Source organism: Kordia jejudonensis, assembly GCF_001005315.1.
In the GTDB taxonomy this organism is placed as follows: Bacteria; Bacteroidota; Bacteroidia; order Flavobacteriales; family Flavobacteriaceae; genus Kordia; species Kordia jejudonensis.
Genome location: NZ_LBMG01000048.1, coordinates 1 through 19,742 on the forward strand (window position 1 = coordinate 1; position 19,742 = coordinate 19,742).

Here is a 19,742-nt window from a genome sequence, read left to right on the forward strand (position 1 = left end):
TTAAAAAAGTAGTAATCTCTTCTATAAAAGGAGGATTTACAGATCCTGAAAATGATAGCCGAGAGTGCAGTGATACTAGCTGTCATAGCTGTGATAGCTGTGGTTGTTATATTCCATTAACTAGAACTTCTATGGGAAATTCCGTAGGCTGCCCAATTGGAAATTAAAACAATATTAAAACTCAAAATTATGAAAAAACAAAAAATCAAAAGTCTAGCACTAAACAAAAAGCTAGTATCAAATTTAAATTCACTTATTGGAGGAAGACCAAACCATACACATGTTCCAATACGAACTAGAGACGAACGTTGTATTGTATCTGTAGTGTATGACTGTCCAGATACTTTTATTGAATGCCTTGCATCTGAAGCAGGTCCATCAGTATGTATGGCATGCGCACCAGATCCGGCAGAGCCAACAGATTCTCCAGGTTAAAAAACCACATTATTTTTTCACAAATTTTTATCAATAATTAAAAGTAAACATTATGAAAAAGCAACAATTAAAATCGTTAACATTACAAAAAAGTACAATATCTAACTTTGATCAAGCAGAAATCAACGGAGGAATTTCCGGAGGTGCCTGTGGTTCACATGGTAATTCTGCATGCTGTCCACATTCATATAACATAAACTGTAGAGAAACAGATCAGAGAACATGTACAAATTCAGTTGTACATTGCGCAGCATAATACTTAATATGTAATTTAACAAAGCATCACTTAGCAATAGGTGATGCTTTATTTTTATACAAGTGTATGTAATTTTTTAAATAATAAAATCGGTTTTACACTACAAATGATTCAAATAAATAACACATAATGATAACTAGAAAACGTTGTGGATGTGCAAACAAGATTCCTGATAATAATAATACACACATTAATTTCCACAAAAAACATTTTTTCTAAAACCCATAAATCAAGCAAATTCTTCCTAAAACCACAAAAATCCTTAGTTTATCAGGCTATTTTATTAATTTTTTCAAAAAGAAATGTATTTTTACCCTTCTGTATACTAAATGATTAAGAATTTAGTTTAAGAAATACAAAATTGATTCACCTTGAAGAAAACACTATATATATCGGTAACGTTATCAGTATTAGGGATTTTACTCTTTAGCTGTTCTACCAAAAAGGATACAATTATCAACAGAAATTTCCATGCGCTAACCACGAAATACAATGTATTATTTAATGGAAAAGTAGCCTTTGAAGAAGGCCGTGAAGCGTTGATGAATGCATACATAGACGATTACTGGGAAATTCTTCCTATAGAACGCATGGAAATCCTAGACGACTTAACACTTCCAGGCGAAGGTGGAAAAAATCCAAACTTCAAAAAAGCAGAAGAAAAAGCCGTAAAAGCCATTCAAAAACATTCAATGGAAATTGGTGGACGTCAACGCAATCCGCAAATGGACGAAGCGTATTTACTTTTAGGAGAAGCACGCTACTTTGACCAACGTTTTATTCCTGCTTTAGAAGCGTTCAATTATATTTTAGGCGAATATCCAGATAGTGATAAAATCAATGAAGCACGCATTTGGCGCGAAAAAACACACTTGCGTTTAGAAAATGAAGAATACGCAATTGCCAATTTGAAACGAATTTTACGTTTTGAAAAACTAGAAGATCAAGAATATGCAGATGCAAATGCTGTATTGGGTCAGGCATACATCAACCTAAAACAAAAAGATAGCGCTGTACAAGTAATGAAACTAGCAGCTGCTTCAACCAAAAAACGCGAAGAACAAGGACGTTACAACTATATTATTGGACAATTATTCAATGAATTAGGTTACAAAGACAGTGCAAATATTGCTTTTGATAAAGTAATTGATCTCAACAGAAAATCGCCAAGAGTGTACATGATTAATGCACACATTGAAAAAGCGAAAAACTTTGAAGTAACTCCTGAAAACAAAGAAGAATTCTTAGAAATGTTAACGGACTTAGCGGAAGATCGTGAAAACAGACCGTTTTTAGACAGAATTTATCGTCAATTAGCAGAATATCACTTAGAAAACGATTCGCTACAACTCGCAGAAGAATATTTCAACAAATCGATCAAAAAGGCAATGCAAGACCGATATTTAAAAGCCTTAGATTATGAAAATATTGCAGCCTTACGTTTTGATGATGCCAACTATAAAGATGCTGGAAAATATTTTGACAGCACATTATTAAATCTAAAAAAGAATACCAAGAAATTTAGACGTATTGAAAAAAAGCGTGCCAACTTAGAAGATGTCATCAAATATGAAGACATTGCCTATGTAAATGATAGTATTTTGACGCTGGTTGAATTTTCGGAAGAAGAACGCACCACATATTTTCAAAAATACATTGACAAGCTAAAAGCTGAAGAAGCAGCGCAACTAGAAGCAGAAGCGCAAAAAAATGCAGTAGCGAGTAATAACCAATTTGCCAATAGTAGAGACAACGTAAGAACAGGAAAAGGAGATGACGGATTTTACTTTTACAATCAAACAACGGCGGCATATGGTAAAAATGAATTCAGAAAAAAATGGGGAGATCGTCCATTGGAAGACAACTGGAGATTGCTAAACAAGCAATCGGTTGTTAAAACGAACACACGCGGCGAAAGTCAAAATGCAGGAAGCGGAGAAGGCGAAAAAGATATCTATGCAGTCGCATTTTACACAGATAAAATTCCTTCGGATACAAAAGCAATTGACAGCATCTCTAAAGAACGAAACTTTGCTTACTATCAATTAGGACTCATCTACAAAGAGAAATTTAAAGAATACCAACTCGCGGCAAATCGTTTAGAACAATTATTGAAAAACAATCCTGAAGAAAAATTAATTCTTCCTTCAAAATACAACCTGTACAAAATATATACCTTATTAGAATCAAGCAAAGCGGATGACTACAAAAACGACATCTTAAACAATCATGGTCAAAGTCGTTATGCGCAAATTCTAAGAAATCCGCAAGATGTAATTGCTTCGGATGAAAACAGTCCTGAAAGTCTCTATGCAAAAACATACAAAAAATTTGTTACGGAAGATTTTCAAGGCGCTTTGGCAGATACCGAAAAATACATCAGGCAATTTACGGGCGAAGAAATTGTGCCAAAATTTGAAATGCTCAAAGCCATTACCATTGCTCGATTAGATGGATATCCTGCGTACAAAAAGGCGTTAAACTTTGTAGCACTTAACTATCCTAATGATGAAGAAGGAAAACGTGCACAAGAAATCATCAAAAACTCATTACCAAAATTGCAAAACAATAAATTGGTAAATGATGACAAATCGAAAAATTTCAAAATTCTTTACAAATTCAATTCGCAAGAAGTAGCGGCAATTGAAGCAATCGACAAAAAAATAGAAGAAGCGTTGGAAGAATTCGGATATCGCTCTTTATCAGTATCACAAGACATCTATACAAGAAACGAATTATTTGTAGTAATACACGGATTTAAAACCAAGTTAGCTGCTGTAAGTTTTGAAAATACGCTGCGTACAAGTCCAAGATATCTTATAGAAAATGATTACATCGTGTTATCATCTGAGAATTATCAAATTGTACAAATACACAAAAACCTAAATGAAGTAAACTAATTATAATTATCAAGTAACACAGATCCCTCAAATTTTAAAACTATGTTTTCAGAATCTAAAAAAAAACGCTCATCTGAAGAAACGCGTGGGCAATCGAACCGAATAGGAAAATCTACTCATATCAAAGGAGATGTCGTCTCAGAAGCCGATTTCAGAATTGATGGAAAACTAGAAGGTAGTGTGCAAACTTCAGGAAAAATTGTCATTGGAGGAAGCGGAGTTATCATAGGAAAAGTCACCTGTGCCAATGCAGACATTGAAGGAAAATTTCAAGGAGAACTCATAGTATCAAACTTACTAACGTTAAAAAGTACCGCATACATAGAAGGAGATGTTACCGTAAGCAAACTCTCTATAGATCCCGGAGCAACTTTTAATGCGACGTGTAGCATGAAAACAGGAATTAAAGAACTAAACGCAGGTGAAGCAAAAAAAACCGAGAAGACAGCTTAGTAGTGGCTTAAGACTTATCGTTTTTTCCATTATTATGGGAACTACACTAGTCATATTCAATTGGGCAGGTCAATGGCTTGATGTTGAATATGATAAAGAGTATTGGGAAATTACATTGACCATCATAGGATTTGTAGTGGCATTAGGATTTATAACTTCATACACTATAAAAAATACAGATGACCATGGTTTAAAATAGTATGCATACGCTCTATTAACAAAAAATACTCTTGTGAAAAACAAAAAACCAACTTCAACTGCAAATAAAGCATTGCGACTCAGTGGCGCTGGATTGCAAATGGGATTAACTATTTATGCCTGTAATTACTTAGGAAGCTGGCTTGACGCAAACTATAACCAAACATTTTGGGAAACCACACTTACATTAGTCGGAATTTTTGCATCCATGTATCTCATCATTAAACAAGTATTAAAAATTACCAACGATGATTAAACAAATCTTCGTCTACATGCTGGTATTTGGAATGGTATTTTTCTTAGGAGATTTCATACACAACTACTACTTGGAAAGTCAAGAAATTTCACTTGGGTTTTCCATTCGAAACATGTATGCGTTTCATGCGTTCTTTTCATTACAACTGTGTATTATCTTTACATTAGTGTCCCACAATAAAAAAATAGGTCCGCAATTGGGATTCATATACTTAGCTTCTTTTGTCTTAAAAATAATTGCCTTTTGTGCTATTTTTTACGATCCATTATTTACGGTTGACAAGCTGTCAAAAACACAACGAGTTTCACTGCTAATTCCGATGCTAATTTTTCTAATCGTTGAGGTCTGTTTTATCATCAAAATCTTGAACAAAAAGCATTCTCTGAAATAAAGTTGAAAAAAAGGCTGTTTTTCTAATTAATTGTTTAATTTTGCGCAGAATTTACGAAGGGTAATTTTTGAATAAATCAATTATGAGGATAGTACAAAAATCTATCAAGTTTCTTACAGTACTGGCAATAGCACTATGTTCTTTTCATGGTTTTGCTAGTGATACAGATAAAAAACACGACACACAAGATGATGGTGGTATGATAAATACCAAAGAAGAAGTAGAAGCCTACATCTTACATCACATTCAAGATTCACACGATTTTAATTTATTTTCTTATACAAGCGACGGCGAAAGAAAACACTTTGGTTTTCCTTTACCAGTGATCGTTTGGACAAGTGGTGGATTGAAAACATTTATGTCTTCTGAATTTCATCATGATGATAGCGGACACGAAATTGTTGAAAAAGGCGATGTGAAGTTGACTAAAATTCACGGAAAAATTTACGAACTAGATGCTGGTGCCGCAGAAGTTAAATTTGATGCAGATCATCACGCAACAAATGCGCACAAAGTATTAGACTTATCTATCACAAAAAGTGTTATGGGAGTTCTATTAGTAGGATTGCTATTATTATGGTGGTTCTCATCCCTAGCGCGTCAATACAAAAAGAGACAAGTGCCAACTGGTTTCGGAAGAGTTTTAGAGCCGTTAGTATTATATGTACGTGACGAAATTGCGCGTCCAAACATCGGAGAAAAACATTACAGAAGATTTACAGGATACTTACTAACAGTATTTTTCTTCATCTGGATACTAAACTTATTAGGATTAACACCACTTGGATTCAACGTAACAGGTCAGTTAGCTGTAACAGCATGTTTGGCGATCTTTACCTTAGTGATTTACACAGCAAGTGGAAACAAGCACTATTGGGGACACATCTTATGGATGCCAGGTGTGCCAGTATTAATACGTCCAGTATTAGCAATCATCGAATTAGCAGGAGCATTGGTTATTAAGCCGTTCTCATTACTAGTTCGTTTATTTGCAAACATATCAGCAGGGCACATTGTAGTGATGAGCTTAATTGCAATTATGTTTACACTAAAACAATCATTAGGAGTTGTGGGAGCAACAGGATTGTCTTTAGTACTATCATTTTTTATCACATTAATAGAAGTATTAGTTGCCTTCTTACAAGCATATATCTTTACAATGCTATCAGCATTATTCATTGGTATGGCAGTAGAAGAAGCGCATCATTAATATAAAGAGTTTGTTTAATTATTTAAATCAATTATCATGGAACCAGTAGTAACTTACAATTTAATTGGAGCAGGATTAATCGTAATCGGAGCAGGAATTGGTCTTGGTCAAATTGGTGGAAAAGCAATGGAAGGAATTGCTCGTCAGCCAGAAGCGACTAACAAAATTCAAACTGCAATGATTATCATTGCTGCACTTTTAGAAGGTTTAGCATTCGGTGCTTTATTCTTAGGAAAATAAGAACTGAACAAAGAAATTAGGTATTCTCCTGCAACGGTTGGTTGCAGGAAATACTTAAGAATTAAACAAAAAATACAGAACATAATTATATAAGTATAATGGATAAGTTATTAAATGATTTTTCACCAGGATTATTTTTAGTTCAAACAATACTATTATTACTATTAATATTTTTAATGGTAAAGTTTGCTTGGAAACCAATCATGGATTCTCTTTCTGAAAGAGAAGAAGGAATTCAAGGTGCTTTAGACGCGGCTGAAAATGCTAAGAAAGAAATGCAAAACTTGCAAGCTGATAACGAAAAGTTATTAAAAGAAGCACGTGCCGAAAGAGAAGCAATGTTAAAAGAAGCGCGTGAAATCAAAGAAAAAATGATTGCAGACGCTAAAGGTGAAGCACAAGAGCAAGCTAACAAAATGGTTGCACAAGCACAGGAAAGCATCCGTAGCGAAAAGCAAGCGGCATTAGCAGAACTAAAAAGTCAAGTAGCAAACATTTCTGTAGAAATTGCAGAAAAAGTAGTTCGTGGCGAATTAGCAGATAAAGACAAGCAATTATCATTAATTGATAAAATGCTCGGAGACGTTACATTAAACTAATAATAACAATACTATGGCAGGATCTAGAGCAGCAATACGCTACGCAAAAGCTATCTTAGCATTAGCGCAAGATCAAAAAGCAGGAGAAGCTGTTGCTAAAGATATGGATGGCATCGTAAAAACTGTTGCAAATAGCAAAGACTTACGATTAATGCTAAACAGTCCTATTGTTAAAGCTGAAGTAAAAAAATCAGCATTGCAAGAAATCTTTACTGGAACACATGCAATATCTGAAGGATTAATTGACGTTTTAGTAGCAAACAAACGTATTGATTTATTAGGCGATGTAGCAACTCAATATGCAATCTTATTTGATGAAGCACAAGGAAAACAAGTTGCAGTAGTAACAACGGCAGTTCCTTTAACAGATACGTTAGAAAGTAAAGTATTAGCTAAGATTAAAAGTCTTACGAATAACGAAGTAATCATAGAAAACAAAATCGACGAAAGTATCATAGGTGGGTTTATCTTGCGTTTAGGTGATATGCAATACAATGCAAGCATCGCAAACCAACTAAACAACCTAAAACGATCTTTCTCTCAAAATTAAATACTAAATAGAATGGCAGAAGTTAAAGCTGCTGAGGTATCAGCAATATTAAAAAAGCAACTTTCAGGATTTGAAGCAACAGCTTCACTTGACGAAGTTGGAACTGTACTACAAGTAGGTGATGGAATCGCTCGTGTTTACGGATTAGCGAACGCTCAATACGGAGAATTAGTTGAATTTGACGGCGGACTTGAAGGAATTGTATTAAACCTTGAAGAAGATAATGTTGGTGTAGTTTTATTAGGATCTTCAAAAAGTATCAAAGAAGGCGGAATTGTAAAACGTACACAACGTATCGCATCTATCCAAGTAGGAGAAGGTATTGTTGGACGTGTTGTAGATACATTAGGAAATCCAATTGATGGAAAAGGTCCTATTGAAGGAACAACATACGAAATGCCTTTAGAGCGTAAAGCACCTGGAGTTATCTATCGTGAACCAGTTACAGAACCATTACAAACAGGAATTAAAGCAATTGATGCAATGATTCCAGTAGGTAGAGGACAACGTGAGTTGGTAATTGGAGATAGACAAACGGGAAAAACAGCGGTTTGTATTGACGCAATTCTAAACCAAAAAGAATTTTACGATGCAGGGGAACCTGTATATTGTATATATGTTGCCGTTGGACAAAAAGCATCAACAGTAGCACTTATCGCTAAAACACTTGAAGAAAAAGGAGCTTTAGCATACACAACCATAGTAGCTGCAAACGCATCAGATCCTGCTGCAATGCAAGTATATGCACCATTTACTGGAGCATCTATTGGAGAATACTTTAGAGATACAGGTCGTCCAGCATTAATTGTATATGATGATTTATCGAAGCAAGCTGTTGCATACCGTGAAGTGTCTTTATTATTGCGTCGTCCACCAGGTCGTGAAGCATATCCTGGAGATGTATTCTACCTTCACTCTCGTTTATTAGAGCGTTCGGCAAAAGTAATCAACAACGATGCTATTGCAAAGGAAATGAATGATCTTCCAGACTCATTAAAACCACTTGTAAAAGGTGGTGGATCGTTAACAGCACTACCAATCATTGAAACGCAAGCAGGAGATGTATCTGCATATATTCCAACAAACGTAATTTCGATTACAGATGGACAGATCTTCTTAGATGGTGATTTATTCAACTCTGGGGTACGTCCAGCAATTAACGTAGGTATTTCGGTATCTCGTGTTGGTGGTAATGCACAGATTAAATCAATGAAAAAAGTATCAGGTACTTTAAAACTAGATCAAGCACAGTTCCGTGAATTAGAAGCATTTGCTAAATTCGGTTCTGACTTAGATGCCGTTACCTTAAATGTAATTAACAAAGGTAAGCGTAACGTGGAAATCTTAAAGCAAGCTCAGAATGATCCGTTTGCTGTAGAAGACCAAGTAGCTATTATCTATGCTGGATCTAAAAACTTATTAAAAGACGTTCCTGTAAACAAAGTAAAAGAATTCGAAAGAGATTTCATTGAATTCTTAAACGCGAAGCACAGAGGTGTTTTAGACACGTTAAAAGCAGGAAAACTAACAGACGAAGTTACAGACACGTTAACACAGGTTTGTAAAGAAATGTCTGCGAAATATAACTAGTAATTAGTATTGAGTACAAAGTATTTAGAATATAGATACTTTGTACTTTCAACATAAAATATAGTATAGCGTATTGGTCTCATGACTAATTACTCAATACTCAATACTAACAACAAATGGCAAACTTAAAAGAAATACGTAATAGAATTAGTTCTGTAAAATCAACAATGCAGATCACGAGTGCTATGAAAATGGTATCGGCGGCAAAGTTGAAAAAAGCACAAGATGCCATCACTGCGATGCGTCCGTATGCTAATAAATTGACAGAATTACTACAAAGTTTAAGTGCAACACTTGATGCTGATAGCGGAAGCAAATATGCAACGCAGCGTGAAGTAAACAAAGTACTCATTGTAGCTATTACTTCTAACAGAGGATTGTGTGGAGCATTCAACTCTAACATTATCAAGCAATCCACACACCTAATCAACAATGTATACGCAGGTAAACAAGTTGATGTATTATCGATTGGTAAAAAAGGAAATGACATTCTATCAAAAACAAACACGATTATCGAAAATCGTAGCGATGTATTTGATGCGTTAACCTTTGATAATGTAGCAGAAATTGCTGAAAAGCTAATGGATTTATTTGTAGACGGATCGTACGATAAAATCGAGATTGTATACAATAAATTCAAAAATGCTGCGACACAAATCGTAATGACAGAACAATTTTTACCAATTGTTCCCATTGAATCAGATTCAAACGTGCAATTAGATTACGTTTTTGAGCCATCAAAAGTAGAAATCGTTGAAGAATTGATTCCAAAGTCATTAAAAACACAATTGTACAAAGGAATAAGAGACTCGTTTGCAAGTGAGCACGGTGCGCGTATGACTGCGATGCACAAAGCAACAGACAATGCTGCTGAACTAAGAGACTCGTTAACGTTAACGTACAACAAAGCACGACAAGCTGCCATTACAAACGAAATCTTAGAAATCGTTGGTGGAGCGGAAGCGTTGAATAACTAAATAGAATTATTTTGTTATTCCTGCGAAGGCAGGAATCCATAAGAAATACTGAACATTTCAGCTCAAAACCTCACGGAAACGTGAGGTTTTTTTGTTTTTCATTTGTTCTTTTGTCATTCCTGCGAAGGCAGGAATCCATTAAACTCCAATTGTAGGATCGAGTCGCGAATCTATGATTCGTAGTATCGAGATCTACTTATGAATATCAAAACATACATAAAATTACTTCTCGGTACAATTTTCATCGAAAAAATCACGTTAAAAGTCGAAGTTACACCTTACTAAAATTACCATGCTATATCTTTACTGAAATTGCTAAACACTTACCATGAACCAAAAATTCCGCTATTTCCTCTTTCTTTTTCTCTGTTTTAGTTTGAATACTTCTCTAAACGCACAAACCCAAAATGATTCTTTAGCGAAGTATAGTTATGAGGAGTTGAGATTATTTTATAAAAAGAATAATTCCCAAGATACTATTTATGTTAAAGAATATTTGGAACGAGCGAAACGTGATAATGATACTATTAAAGTTGCAAGAGGATATTATAATATGGCAGTTAAGTATGAAGATTTAACAACTAAAATAAATTATATAGATAGCTCAATAACAATTTGTGAGAACTGTAGACATTCTACTTACCCAGTACTTTCATATTATTTTAAAGGAGCGTACTTATTTAGTTTAGGTGAAAATAAAAGAGCTTTGATTAATTTTTTAAAAGCTTTAAAGGTTCTTGAAAAAAACAAAAATGTTTCTCTTGAATTAGATGTAAGAAATTCTATAATAGCTTTAAAAACTAATTGGCTTGCAAATCAAGAAACACTTGATTTTACAAAGGAAAGTTTAGAATTTGTAATTAATAATAAGAATGAAATTTCCAATTATAATATTACGTATTTTACAATTTTACATAATTTATCAGTTTCATTGATTCGTAATAAGAAGTTTACTAAGGCATTAAAAATAGCTCAAAAAGGAATAGAAGAGACAATCAATACTGATTATACTTCAGATTATAACGATTTTATTTCTTTATCAGGAATTGCAAAATATTTTATAGAAGATTACCAAACAGCTATTGATAGCTTGCAGAAAGCTTTACCCTACAGAAGTGATCATGGAAAAGCAATGAGCAACTATTACTTAGGAAAAAGCTATGATAAACTCAACCAACCTGAAAAAGCTCACGATCATTTTTTAAAAGTAGATTTCTTGTATGTAAAAACACAAGATTTATTTCCTGAATTGCGAAATACATACGAACATATTGTAGAGTATTATAAAGAAAAGGGAGATACAGAACAACAATTATTCTTTTTAGAAAGACTTATAGAAACCGATGCAAAAATAGATTCAGTATACAAATATGTCAACGAAACTATTCAAAAAAAATACGACACACCACAAGCCATCACCGAACGCAATCGATTACTAAAAGAAGCACAAGCCAACGAAAATTCTTGGAAATACAGTTTTGGAATCATCAGTGCTATTTTAGCGGCAATCATTGGTGTCTTGTTTTATGTATATCGCCGTCAAAAATACTACAAGCAACGTTTTGAAAATGTAATGTCGAAAAGCTCAGGTACGGAAAAAAGCATCTCGACTGCGCTCGATGTGACACAAGAAAAAGAAAATACACAATCAAAAGACATAGGCATCTCTGAAACCATTGTAAAAAGTATTCTAAAAGGTTTATCTAAGTTTGAAGCATCAGAAGGTTATAGAAAGCAAATTACGCTCACAGAACTCGCTAAAAACTTGGAAACGAATCCAAAATATTTGTCGAAAGTGATCAATTGGCATTATCAAAAGAACTTTTCAAGTTACATCAACGAATTACGTGTACAGTATACTATTTCAAAACTAAAAGAAGATTCTAAATTTAGAAACTATACCATCAAGGCCATTGCAAAGGAAGTTGGTTTTAAAGGCACAGAATCCTTTTCTAAAAGCTTTTACAAAGTCACACAAATCTATCCTTCGTATTTCATCAAACAGTTGCAGAAACGTCAACATAGTTGATTCTGTCATTCCTGCGAATGCAGGAATCTAAAAGACACTAAAAATATTTTTTGTATCGCATTGTCATTCCGCATTTGTTGCGGAATCCACTATAGAATAACATGGATTCCTGCCTGCGTAGGAATAACAATAAAATCTATCTAAGCAATTACTGCTTCGCTATAATTCCTATTAAAAGTGCGCCAGTAATAATAACATATCCCAAATACAAATACCAAGGATGTTTGGCATCGTCCGTAATGGCTTCAATTCTATCTTGTGTACGTCTTGGAAATACTGCAATATTCGATTCTACTCGTTTACAAGAAGAACAATCTACATAAATCTCTCGGTTCAACGCAAAAGGTAAAATCTTAAGCATAAAAAACTTCGAATACACCTTTACAGTTAATGATTCTTCAGTATCACACCTATCGCAAGCAGTTCGTTTTACAGTTTCATCTGCAATCAATCGTTTTCCAACTCCAATCATGAATATGGTTTTAAGGGAATTAATAAAAATGCTAAAATATGTAAAAAAGACTAATAGCGAAATTTGAAATTATAAATGTTGAATGCTAAATTTTAAATTAAAAAGTATTTCCAAAACAGAGTATTGAGTATTGAGATGTTAGTATTGAGATGTTTCAAGGTAAATTTAGTGTCAATTAGAATATTACAGAGAAACAAGCTAAAAATCTAATAACAAAGCGGTCTAACATCTAATAGCTTAGCGATTTAAATTTTTTTTGTAACATTTTTATACAAACGGTATCTAAAGGGAAAATCAAAAAAAACAAACAGATGAATACTTTTAAAAAAATACTACTAATCGTGTTGATTTTAGGAACATTTTCAGCACAAGCACAAGAAAAATCATTTCAAGTAGAAATAGTTGGAAAAGGAAATCCAGTATTACTATTTCCAGGATTTAGTTGCACGGGCGACGTTTGGGACGACACGGTAAAAGAACTCTCAAAAAACTATGAATGTCACATATTTACCTTTGCAGGATTTGGAAACGTATCCGCAATTGAAATGCCTTGGCTGGAAACCATAAAAAACGATTTGGAAGCTTATGTAGTTCGAAAAAAATTAGAAAAACCAACCATTATCGGACACAGTATGGGCGGTTCGTTGGCATTATGGTTGGCTTCCTCAAAGTCTGATCTCTATAAAAAACTAATCATTGTAGACGGATTGCCAAGTATTGGCGCCTTGATGATTCCTGATTTCTCAAGCGATAAAGTCACTTACGACAATCCATTTGCAAAACAGCAACTTGCCATGGAAGCGGAACCTTTCAAACAAATGGCAACACAAATGGCAGCAGGAATGACCAACAACAAAGAAAAACAATCCTTAATTAGCAATTGGATGCTTCAAGCGGATAGAAAAACGTACGTATATGGTTATGTGGATTTAATGAAATTGGACTTAAGAGAAAGTATTCAAAACATAAAAATTCCTGTAACGATCATGGCGGCTGTAGGTTTCTATACAAAAAAACAAGTTGAAGCACTATACATCAAACAATATCAAAAACTCACTAAAAAAGATATCATCTATGTAGAAGATTCAGCGCACTTTATTATGTTTGACAAACAAGATTGGTTTCTAAAAGAAACTCAAAAGCTTCTAAAATAGTTGAAAAGGTAAAAATGGCGATCTTAAGAAATAGTAAGCGAAAAGTGGAATTGCAAAGCGCAGCTTTAAGCATGAAGCGCATGAACGAACGTTGCGTAGCAATTTCCTACAGATCGTCTTGACTTTTTTGGTTCGTTTTTGTGTCAAGACAAAAATGAACGTTACTAAAAAAGTCGTTATATAACTCTAATTTTTATCAAACTCATAAAAAACAAAATAACTTGTCACAACAGTTCACAAAAATATACGAAGAACACTACCAAAAAGTACACCGATTGTGCTTGGGCTATGTTAATGGTGATGAAGCCTTGGCAAAAGATTTGGCGCAAGATGTATTCATAAAAGTTTGGGAACATTTGGATGCTTTCCAGCAAAAATCGAGCATTGGCACTTGGATTTACAGAATTACGGTAAACGTCTGTTTATTATTCATTCGAAAAAACAAAACGAAGAAAAAAATCAGCTTTACGGAACTCAGAGACGATAGTTTAATCCTAGAAGAACACGATCATCAAAACCGTTTGCAACAAATGTATGCATGCATACAAAAGCTCAAAGAAACGGAGCGCATCATCATTCTGCTTGTATTAGAAGGTTTACCGCAAAAAGAAATAGCGGAAATTACAGGACATTCACACCAAAACATTCGTGTGTTGGTCCATAGAATCAAAGAAAAACTCACTAAATGTGTATCCTAATGGAATTTAAAGACATACAACATACTTGGCAACAGCAATCGGAAGCCACAAAACTTCCCGATTTTGAACCTGCAAAACAACAACTAACCAATCTTAGAAAAAAGCAACGCATCACACAGTTGATTTTAGGAAGTACAGGCATCATACTCATTGCATTCTTCTTCTACATTTCAGCGTACAAACTTAGCGGACTATTCATAGGAATGCTACTCATGATTGGTGTCATTGTAGCGCGAGTTTTCATCGAAATCAGAAGTCAACAAAAACTCAGAAAAATAAACGTATTGCTCTCTTTTATAGAATTCAAAGAACAACTCATTGCGTACTATCAAAAGCGAAAAACACTGGCATTTAAAACCATTCCAGTATTACTAATCATATACAACATTGGTTTTGTCATCATGTCGTATTACTTCTATCAATACCTTTCGAGAGGATTTTTCTATTACATTATCACATCGTATATCGTATCGTTTATCGTATTATTCATCTTCATACGAAAGCAAGTTTTAAAAGAATTAGACATTTTAAAAGGTTTACAGGAAGCATAAATGTTAATTTGAAAGTTTGATAATGTATCAATTTGAAAATAAGTCAACAATTTAAAAAAGAACAAAGAGCTAAGACCCAAGACTCAAGTGAAACTAGTATTGAGATATGAGTATTGAGTATTGAGTATTGAGTATTGAGAAGTATTTTCGAACAACGAATAACGAATAACAACATACAACAAAACCACAATAACGAAATCCATTTGGGAAAGCCCGTAGAAATCAATACTTTTGAAAAGCAAACAATCTCGGGACAAGTTCGCGGGATATATGTGAAAAATTCTCATAAAAATAACGAGACAAATCTTGAAGTATTTTAAATCTCGATTGTCGAGTAAACAAATCATTCCTTGAGCGTACTAAAAAAGTTCTTTAAAGACACCATTATCTATGGAATTGCGGCAATATTGCCACGCGCAATCAATATTGGTTTGGTAAAATTGCACACCGCAGTTTTTGGAACAGAAAAATATGCCGTAAATACAGAATATTACGTGTATGCTGCATACTTAAATGCGCTCTTAACCTACGGAATGGAAACGGCATTCTTTCGATTTTTTAGCAAAGAACAAGAAAAAGGAAAAGTCATTTCCACATCGTTTACAACCTTAGTCTTTACAACGGTTATATTTCTAATCCTCGGTTTAAATTTTGCGCCAAACATTGCAGAAACCTTTGGATTCAAAGAAGTAATGTACGTTAAAATTTTGGTGTGGACAGTGTTTTTAGATACCATTGTCGTGATACCTTTTGCGTATTTACGTGTGACGAATCGTCCAATTCGCTTTGCAGGAATCAAAATTGCAAACATTCTATTTCTCACTGTACTAAACATCATCTTTCTATGGGTTATTCCCAACGGAATCGTATCGGAAAATATCTTGCCAGATTCGCTCAATTTCTATGTAAAAGGAGAAGCGCAAGTCATATACATATTCTTAGCGAATGCATTTGCAAGTGTATTTACCATCATATTACTCTTTCCAAACATTCTAAAAATAAAATGGGCTATTGACAAAGCCGTCTTGCGAAAACTACTCATCTACGGATTGCCCATCATGATCGGAAGTTTGGCATATGTAACCAACGAAAACATTGACAAACTTTTCTTAGGCGATATGATCGGAGATGCCAACATGGGAAAATACGCCGCATGTTACAAACTAGGCGTTTTCATGACACTCTACATTACAGCATTTCGTTTGGGAGCTGAACCGTTTTTCTTCAATCATGCCAAAGAAAAAAATGCTAAAAACAACTATGCTACCATTCTCAAATGGTTTACCATATTGGGCGCAACGTTCATGTTAATTGTCGTTTCATACATCGATTTATTTGCAAACATTCTCATCAGTCAAAAAGAATATCTAGATGCTTTAGCAATTGTACCAATCATTCTTTTAGCAAACCTATGTTTAGGAATTTATAACAATCTATCCATTTGGTACAAACTCACGGACAAAACCAGTTACGGAATGTACATTTCCATATTTGGAGCCATCATTACTATCGTGTTCAATGTAGTCATGATAAAACACATAGGATTCATGGCGTCTGCTTGGGCAACGCTCATCGCTTACGGAAGTATGATGATCATTTCATACATCTTAGGACAGAAACATTATCCTGTTCCGTACAATCTCAAAAAAATATTTGTTTACGTTCTCATAGCCACACTATTTTCAGCAATAGCATTTTACGATACGTTTCGTGGAAATTATGGCATCACAACTGCTTTAGTTTTAGTATTTTTGGGCATAATTTACCTCTCAGAACGAAAAGAATTAAAACGATTACTAAGGAAATAGTGTTGAGACCTGAGAATTGAGTATTGAGAAGTATTTTTGAATAAAGAATAAAGAACATCATTTGTGAATTCGTGATGAAAAAACATATCAAATCATAAATGCTAAATGTTGAATTATAAATGAAGAAAGATACTTTTTAAGACCCAAGACCCAAGACCCAAGACCCAAAAGAAACTAGTATTGAGATGTGAGTATTGAGTATTGAGAAGTATTTTTGAACAAACAACAAACAACGAAATCTAAACCTTAAACTCTTGAATCATTCAATTTTTAATCTTTGAATTAAAATAATATGAACATAAAAATCATTAACAAATCGCAACACGCGTTACCGCATTATGAAACGTTGGCTTCCGCCGGAATGGACGTACGTGCAAACCTATCGGAATCGGTTACATTAGCACCAATGGACAGAACCATCGTAAAAACGGGATTATTCATTGAATTGCCTATCGGATTTGAAGCGCAAGTGCGCCCTAGAAGTGGTTTAGCAGCCAAAAAAGGAATCACAGTACTCAATGCACCTGGAACAATTGATGCTGATTACAGAGGCGAAATCGGCGTGATTCTTGTCAACCTATCCAAAGAAGCATTTACCATAGAAAATGGCGAGCGTATTGCGCAACTTGTCATTGCAAAGCACGAACGTGCCGAATGGCAAGAAGTAACAGAACTTTCAGAAACCGACAGAGGCGCTGGCGGATTTGGAAGTACAGGAGTTAAATAAGAAATTAGTATTGAGATGTGAGTATTGAGAAGTATTTTTGAATAAAGAATAAAGAATAAAGAATAAAGAATAAAGAATAAAGAATCAACAAGAAATGTTAAATTTTAAATATGAAAGTATTTTCAAACAACAAACAACAAATAACGAATAACGAATAACGAAGTTAAAATGCTAAATGTTGAATTTTAAATAAAAAACATACTTTTTAAAACCCAATACCCAATACCCAATACCCAAAACCCAAAACCCAATTAACAAACAACGAAATAAAAAGACATGAAAATAATAGTACCCATGGCAGGAAGAGGTTCAAGACTTCGTCCGCACTCACTTACAGTTCCTAAACCATTAATTCCAGTGGCAGGAAAACCTATTGTACACCGATTGGTTTCTGACATCGCAAAAGTACTTGGCGAACCCATTGAAGAAATCGCTTTTGTATTAGGTGATCCAGCTTTCTTTGGAGACGATGTTGTGACAAGCTTAACGGAATTAGCAGAAAGCTTAGGTGCCAAAGCAAGTATCTATCGTCAAGATCAACCACTAGGAACGGGTCACGCTATTATGTGTGCAAAAGAATCACTATCAGGTCCAGCAGTAATTGCATATGCAGATACATTAATTCGTGCAGATTTCAACCTTGATAAAGATGCAGACGCAGCTATTTGGGTAAAACAAGTAGACAAACCTGAAGCGTATGGAGTGGTAAAACTAAATGACAACAACGAAATTGTTGAATTAGTTGAAAAACCAGCCGAATTTGTATCAGATTTAGCCGTAATTGGTATCTATTACTTCAAAGATGTTGCTGTACTAAAAGAAGAATTACAATACGTATTAGACAACAATATCATTCATGGTGGCGAATATCAAATCAATGACGGAATCAAAGGAATGATGGCAAAAGGACGTCGTTTCGTTACAGGACAAGTTGATGAATGGATGGACTGTGGAAACAAAAATGTTACGCTAGAAACCAACGGAAAAATGTTAGGGTTTTTACACGCCGATAATGAAAAATTAGTGGCGGATTCTGCTAAAATTATAAACTCTGAAATCATTCCACCATGTTACATTGGCGAGAATGTAATCATCGAAAATTCAACAATAGGACCAAATGTTTCTATCGGAAATAATACTCATATTGAAAACACAACTCTTAAAAATAGCTTAATACAAACCAATACTACGGTAAAAAATGCTAATTTAGAGGAAGCAATGATTGGAAATCACGCAAAGTTTGATGGAAGTTTCACAAAAATCAGCATTGGCGACTATTCAACACTAGAAGCATAACAAAGACAAATCACACGTTTCAATGAAAAAATACATGTACATACTTATACTCTCAGGAATACTATTCACAATTCCTGAGTGTGTACATGCGCAAGAAGAAGAAAGTGCAGAAATCTCGTTAGAAGAAAATATTGACGAATTTCAAGAACACTTCTTTGAAGCACTCAAACAACGTGGTATTGAAAACTATGACCGAGCTATAGACGAATTGCTGAAATGTAAAAAAATTGACGACAATGCAAGCGTAGCGTTCGAATTAGGGAAAAACTACTATTCGCAAAAAGACTACGATCAAGCAAAAGAATCATTTCAGAGCGCCGTAAACAAAAAACCTCAAAATCAATGGTATCTTTTAGGATTGTTCAATACGCAAGTAAAACTCAACGAACGTGATGATGCGTTTGCTACAGGAAAAAAAATCATCTATCTCAATCCAAAATTTAGAGAAGATGTTGCCAAACTTCACATCAACCGACAAGAATACAAAAAAGCATTAAAGCAATTAGAAAAGCTTCAAAAAGAAGCTGGACTCACGCCAACAGCAGCACGAATGAAGGAAATGTTGGAAAAGCGAATGGAAAAAAAGCAACCTTCTGAAGATGTTGCCGATGTCATAAAACAAACGCCAAAACCACGCGTAAGAGGTGATGGAAAAATTTTAGATCAAATCAAAGATGCTTTACAAACGAAATCATACCAAGCAGCAATTCGCTTGGCAAAAAATGGTTTAAGTGACTTTCCATCGCAACCAAAACTCTATCTATACAATGCAAAGGCATTAAATGCGTTAAATGAATATAAGAAAGCGATAGAAATGCTCGAAATTGGACTCGACTATATCATTGACGATGCGCCACTGGAAAAAGAATTCTATCAAACATTTATAGTTGCTTACAAAAAAATGGGCAACGCCAAAAAAGAAAAATACTACCTAAAAAAGATACAATAACGT

General features: G+C 34.3%; 22 protein-coding genes. 21 read left to right on the forward strand and 1 reads right to left on the reverse strand.

The window, feature by feature from the left end:
- Positions 1-189 precede the first annotated feature (189 nt).
- The 14 genes from AA089_RS18675 (at position 190) to AA089_RS18735 (ending at position 12,084) form a co-directional block, all read left to right on the forward strand.
- The gene (locus AA089_RS18675) at positions 190-435 is read left to right on the forward strand and encodes a hypothetical protein (RefSeq protein ID WP_046758518.1); all 246 of its coding nucleotides are present in this window, start codon (positions 190-192) and stop codon (positions 433-435) included.
- Between the two features lie 52 nt (positions 436-487).
- Complete coding sequence (locus AA089_RS18680; protein WP_046758519.1) at positions 488-691, forward strand: hypothetical protein; 204 nt, start codon at positions 488-490, stop codon at positions 689-691.
- A 371-nt stretch (positions 692-1,062) separates the two neighbouring features.
- Positions 1,063-3,591, forward strand: coding sequence for a type IX secretion system periplasmic lipoprotein PorW/SprE (porW, locus tag AA089_RS18685; protein WP_046758520.1), 2,529 nt, complete (start codon positions 1,063-1,065; stop codon positions 3,589-3,591).
- A gap of 42 nt (positions 3,592-3,633) precedes the next feature.
- Entirely contained in the window at positions 3,634-4,044 is a 411-nt protein-coding gene (locus AA089_RS18690; RefSeq protein ID WP_046758521.1) for a bactofilin family protein, read from the forward strand.
- A gap of 34 nt (positions 4,045-4,078) precedes the next feature.
- Positions 4,079-4,243, forward strand: coding sequence for a hypothetical protein (locus AA089_RS24985; RefSeq protein WP_156169128.1), 165 nt, complete (start codon positions 4,079-4,081; stop codon positions 4,241-4,243).
- Positions 4,244-4,276: 33 nt separating this feature from the next.
- The gene (locus tag AA089_RS18695) at positions 4,277-4,498 is read left to right on the forward strand and encodes an AtpZ/AtpI family protein (protein WP_046758522.1); all 222 of its coding nucleotides are present in this window, start codon (positions 4,277-4,279) and stop codon (positions 4,496-4,498) included.
- A complete protein-coding gene (locus AA089_RS18700) occupies positions 4,491-4,889 on the forward strand; it encodes a DUF6168 family protein (protein ID WP_046758523.1) in 399 nt (132 codons plus the stop codon). Before AA089_RS18695 ends, AA089_RS18700 begins: the two co-directional genes overlap by 8 nt.
- Positions 4,890-4,971: 82 nt before the next feature.
- Entirely contained in the window at positions 4,972-6,099 is a 1,128-nt protein-coding gene (atpB, locus tag AA089_RS18705) for a F0F1 ATP synthase subunit A (protein WP_046758524.1), read from the forward strand.
- 36 nt (positions 6,100-6,135) lie between these two features.
- Entirely contained in the window at positions 6,136-6,339 is a 204-nt protein-coding gene (gene atpE / locus AA089_RS18710) for an ATP synthase F0 subunit C (protein WP_046758525.1), read from the forward strand.
- A 98-nt stretch (positions 6,340-6,437) separates the two neighbouring features.
- Positions 6,438-6,938, forward strand: a complete 501-nt coding sequence (locus AA089_RS18715) for a F0F1 ATP synthase subunit B (protein WP_046758526.1) — start codon at positions 6,438-6,440, stop codon at positions 6,936-6,938.
- 13 nt (positions 6,939-6,951) lie between these two features.
- Positions 6,952-7,488 carry an ATP synthase F1 subunit delta gene (gene atpH, locus AA089_RS18720; protein WP_046758527.1) on the forward strand — a complete coding sequence of 179 codons (537 nt, stop codon included), beginning with the start codon at positions 6,952-6,954 and terminating at the stop codon, positions 7,486-7,488.
- Between the two features lie 12 nt (positions 7,489-7,500).
- On the forward strand, positions 7,501-9,078 hold the full coding sequence (gene atpA, locus AA089_RS18725) for a F0F1 ATP synthase subunit alpha (RefSeq protein WP_046758528.1): 1,578 nt from the start codon (positions 7,501-7,503) through the stop codon (positions 9,076-9,078).
- Between the two features lie 116 nt (positions 9,079-9,194).
- Positions 9,195-10,055, forward strand: a complete 861-nt coding sequence (gene atpG / locus AA089_RS18730) for an ATP synthase F1 subunit gamma (RefSeq protein WP_046758529.1) — start codon at positions 9,195-9,197, stop codon at positions 10,053-10,055.
- Positions 10,056-10,383: 328 nt separating this feature from the next.
- Positions 10,384-12,084 (forward strand): helix-turn-helix domain-containing protein, encoded by a 1,701-nt coding sequence (locus tag AA089_RS18735; protein WP_082113335.1) that lies wholly within the window; start codon positions 10,384-10,386, stop codon positions 12,082-12,084.
- A 148-nt stretch (positions 12,085-12,232) separates the two neighbouring features.
- Here AA089_RS18735 and AA089_RS18740 read toward each other — a convergent pair whose 3' ends face one another.
- Positions 12,233-12,556 carry a hypothetical protein gene (locus AA089_RS18740; protein WP_046758531.1) on the reverse strand — a complete coding sequence of 108 codons (324 nt, stop codon included), beginning with the start codon at positions 12,554-12,556 and terminating at the stop codon, positions 12,233-12,235.
- A gap of 311 nt (positions 12,557-12,867) precedes the next feature.
- Between AA089_RS18740 and AA089_RS18745 the strand changes: the two genes are divergently transcribed.
- The 7 genes from AA089_RS18745 to AA089_RS18775 all read left to right on the forward strand — a co-directional run bounded on the left by AA089_RS18745 (position 12,868) and on the right by AA089_RS18775 (position 19,739).
- Positions 12,868-13,710 (forward strand): alpha/beta fold hydrolase, encoded by an 843-nt coding sequence (locus AA089_RS18745; protein WP_046758532.1) that lies wholly within the window; start codon positions 12,868-12,870, stop codon positions 13,708-13,710.
- 221 nt (positions 13,711-13,931) lie between these two features.
- The gene (locus AA089_RS18750) at positions 13,932-14,408 is read left to right on the forward strand and encodes an RNA polymerase sigma factor (protein ID WP_046758533.1); all 477 of its coding nucleotides are present in this window, start codon (positions 13,932-13,934) and stop codon (positions 14,406-14,408) included.
- Positions 14,408-14,959 carry a hypothetical protein gene (locus tag AA089_RS18755; protein ID WP_046758534.1) on the forward strand — a complete coding sequence of 184 codons (552 nt, stop codon included), beginning with the start codon at positions 14,408-14,410 and terminating at the stop codon, positions 14,957-14,959. The genes AA089_RS18750 and AA089_RS18755 overlap by 1 nt, the downstream gene beginning before the upstream one ends.
- A gap of 350 nt (positions 14,960-15,309) precedes the next feature.
- A complete protein-coding gene (locus tag AA089_RS18760) occupies positions 15,310-16,767 on the forward strand; it encodes an oligosaccharide flippase family protein (RefSeq protein WP_046758535.1) in 1,458 nt (485 codons plus the stop codon).
- Between the two features lie 292 nt (positions 16,768-17,059).
- Positions 17,060-17,494, forward strand: coding sequence for a dUTP diphosphatase (gene dut / locus AA089_RS18765; RefSeq protein ID WP_046758536.1), 435 nt, complete (start codon positions 17,060-17,062; stop codon positions 17,492-17,494).
- Between the two features lie 276 nt (positions 17,495-17,770).
- Positions 17,771-18,790, forward strand: a complete 1,020-nt coding sequence (locus tag AA089_RS18770) for a sugar phosphate nucleotidyltransferase (RefSeq protein ID WP_046758537.1) — start codon at positions 17,771-17,773, stop codon at positions 18,788-18,790.
- 22 nt (positions 18,791-18,812) lie between these two features.
- Positions 18,813-19,739 (forward strand): tetratricopeptide repeat protein, encoded by a 927-nt coding sequence (locus tag AA089_RS18775; protein ID WP_156169130.1) that lies wholly within the window; start codon positions 18,813-18,815, stop codon positions 19,737-19,739.
- The last annotated feature ends 3 nt before the right edge of the window (positions 19,740-19,742 follow it).

Bases quoted from the DNA above. Each gene is read 5' to 3' on its own strand.
- AA089_RS18675 (WP_046758518.1), top strand. From the start codon at position 190: ATGAAAAAACAAAAAATCAAAAGTCTAGCACTAAACAAAAAGCTAGTA.
- AA089_RS18680 (WP_046758519.1), top strand. From the start codon at position 488: ATGAAAAAGCAACAATTAAAATCGTTAACATTACAAAAAAGTACAATA.
- AA089_RS18690 (WP_046758521.1), top strand. From the start codon at position 3,634: ATGTTTTCAGAATCTAAAAAAAAACGCTCATCTGAAGAAACGCGTGGG.
- AA089_RS24985 (WP_156169128.1), top strand. From the start codon at position 4,079: ATGGGAACTACACTAGTCATATTCAATTGGGCAGGTCAATGGCTTGAT.
- AA089_RS18700 (WP_046758523.1), top strand. From the start codon at position 4,491: ATGATTAAACAAATCTTCGTCTACATGCTGGTATTTGGAATGGTATTT.
- atpB (WP_046758524.1), top strand. From the start codon at position 4,972: ATGAGGATAGTACAAAAATCTATCAAGTTTCTTACAGTACTGGCAATA.
- atpE (WP_046758525.1), top strand. From the start codon at position 6,136: ATGGAACCAGTAGTAACTTACAATTTAATTGGAGCAGGATTAATCGTA.
- AA089_RS18715 (WP_046758526.1), top strand. From the start codon at position 6,438: ATGGATAAGTTATTAAATGATTTTTCACCAGGATTATTTTTAGTTCAA.
- atpH (WP_046758527.1), top strand. From the start codon at position 6,952: ATGGCAGGATCTAGAGCAGCAATACGCTACGCAAAAGCTATCTTAGCA.
- atpA (WP_046758528.1), top strand. From the start codon at position 7,501: ATGGCAGAAGTTAAAGCTGCTGAGGTATCAGCAATATTAAAAAAGCAA.
- atpG (WP_046758529.1), top strand. From the start codon at position 9,195: ATGGCAAACTTAAAAGAAATACGTAATAGAATTAGTTCTGTAAAATCA.
- AA089_RS18735 (WP_082113335.1), top strand. From the start codon at position 10,384: ATGAACCAAAAATTCCGCTATTTCCTCTTTCTTTTTCTCTGTTTTAGT.
- AA089_RS18740 (WP_046758531.1), bottom strand. From the start codon at position 12,556: ATGATTGGAGTTGGAAAACGATTGATTGCAGATGAAACTGTAAAACGA.
- AA089_RS18745 (WP_046758532.1), top strand. From the start codon at position 12,868: ATGAATACTTTTAAAAAAATACTACTAATCGTGTTGATTTTAGGAACA.
- AA089_RS18755 (WP_046758534.1), top strand. From the start codon at position 14,408: ATGGAATTTAAAGACATACAACATACTTGGCAACAGCAATCGGAAGCC.
- dut (WP_046758536.1), top strand. From the start codon at position 17,060: ATGAACATAAAAATCATTAACAAATCGCAACACGCGTTACCGCATTAT.
- AA089_RS18770 (WP_046758537.1), top strand. From the start codon at position 17,771: ATGAAAATAATAGTACCCATGGCAGGAAGAGGTTCAAGACTTCGTCCG.
- AA089_RS18775 (WP_156169130.1), top strand. From the start codon at position 18,813: ATGAAAAAATACATGTACATACTTATACTCTCAGGAATACTATTCACA.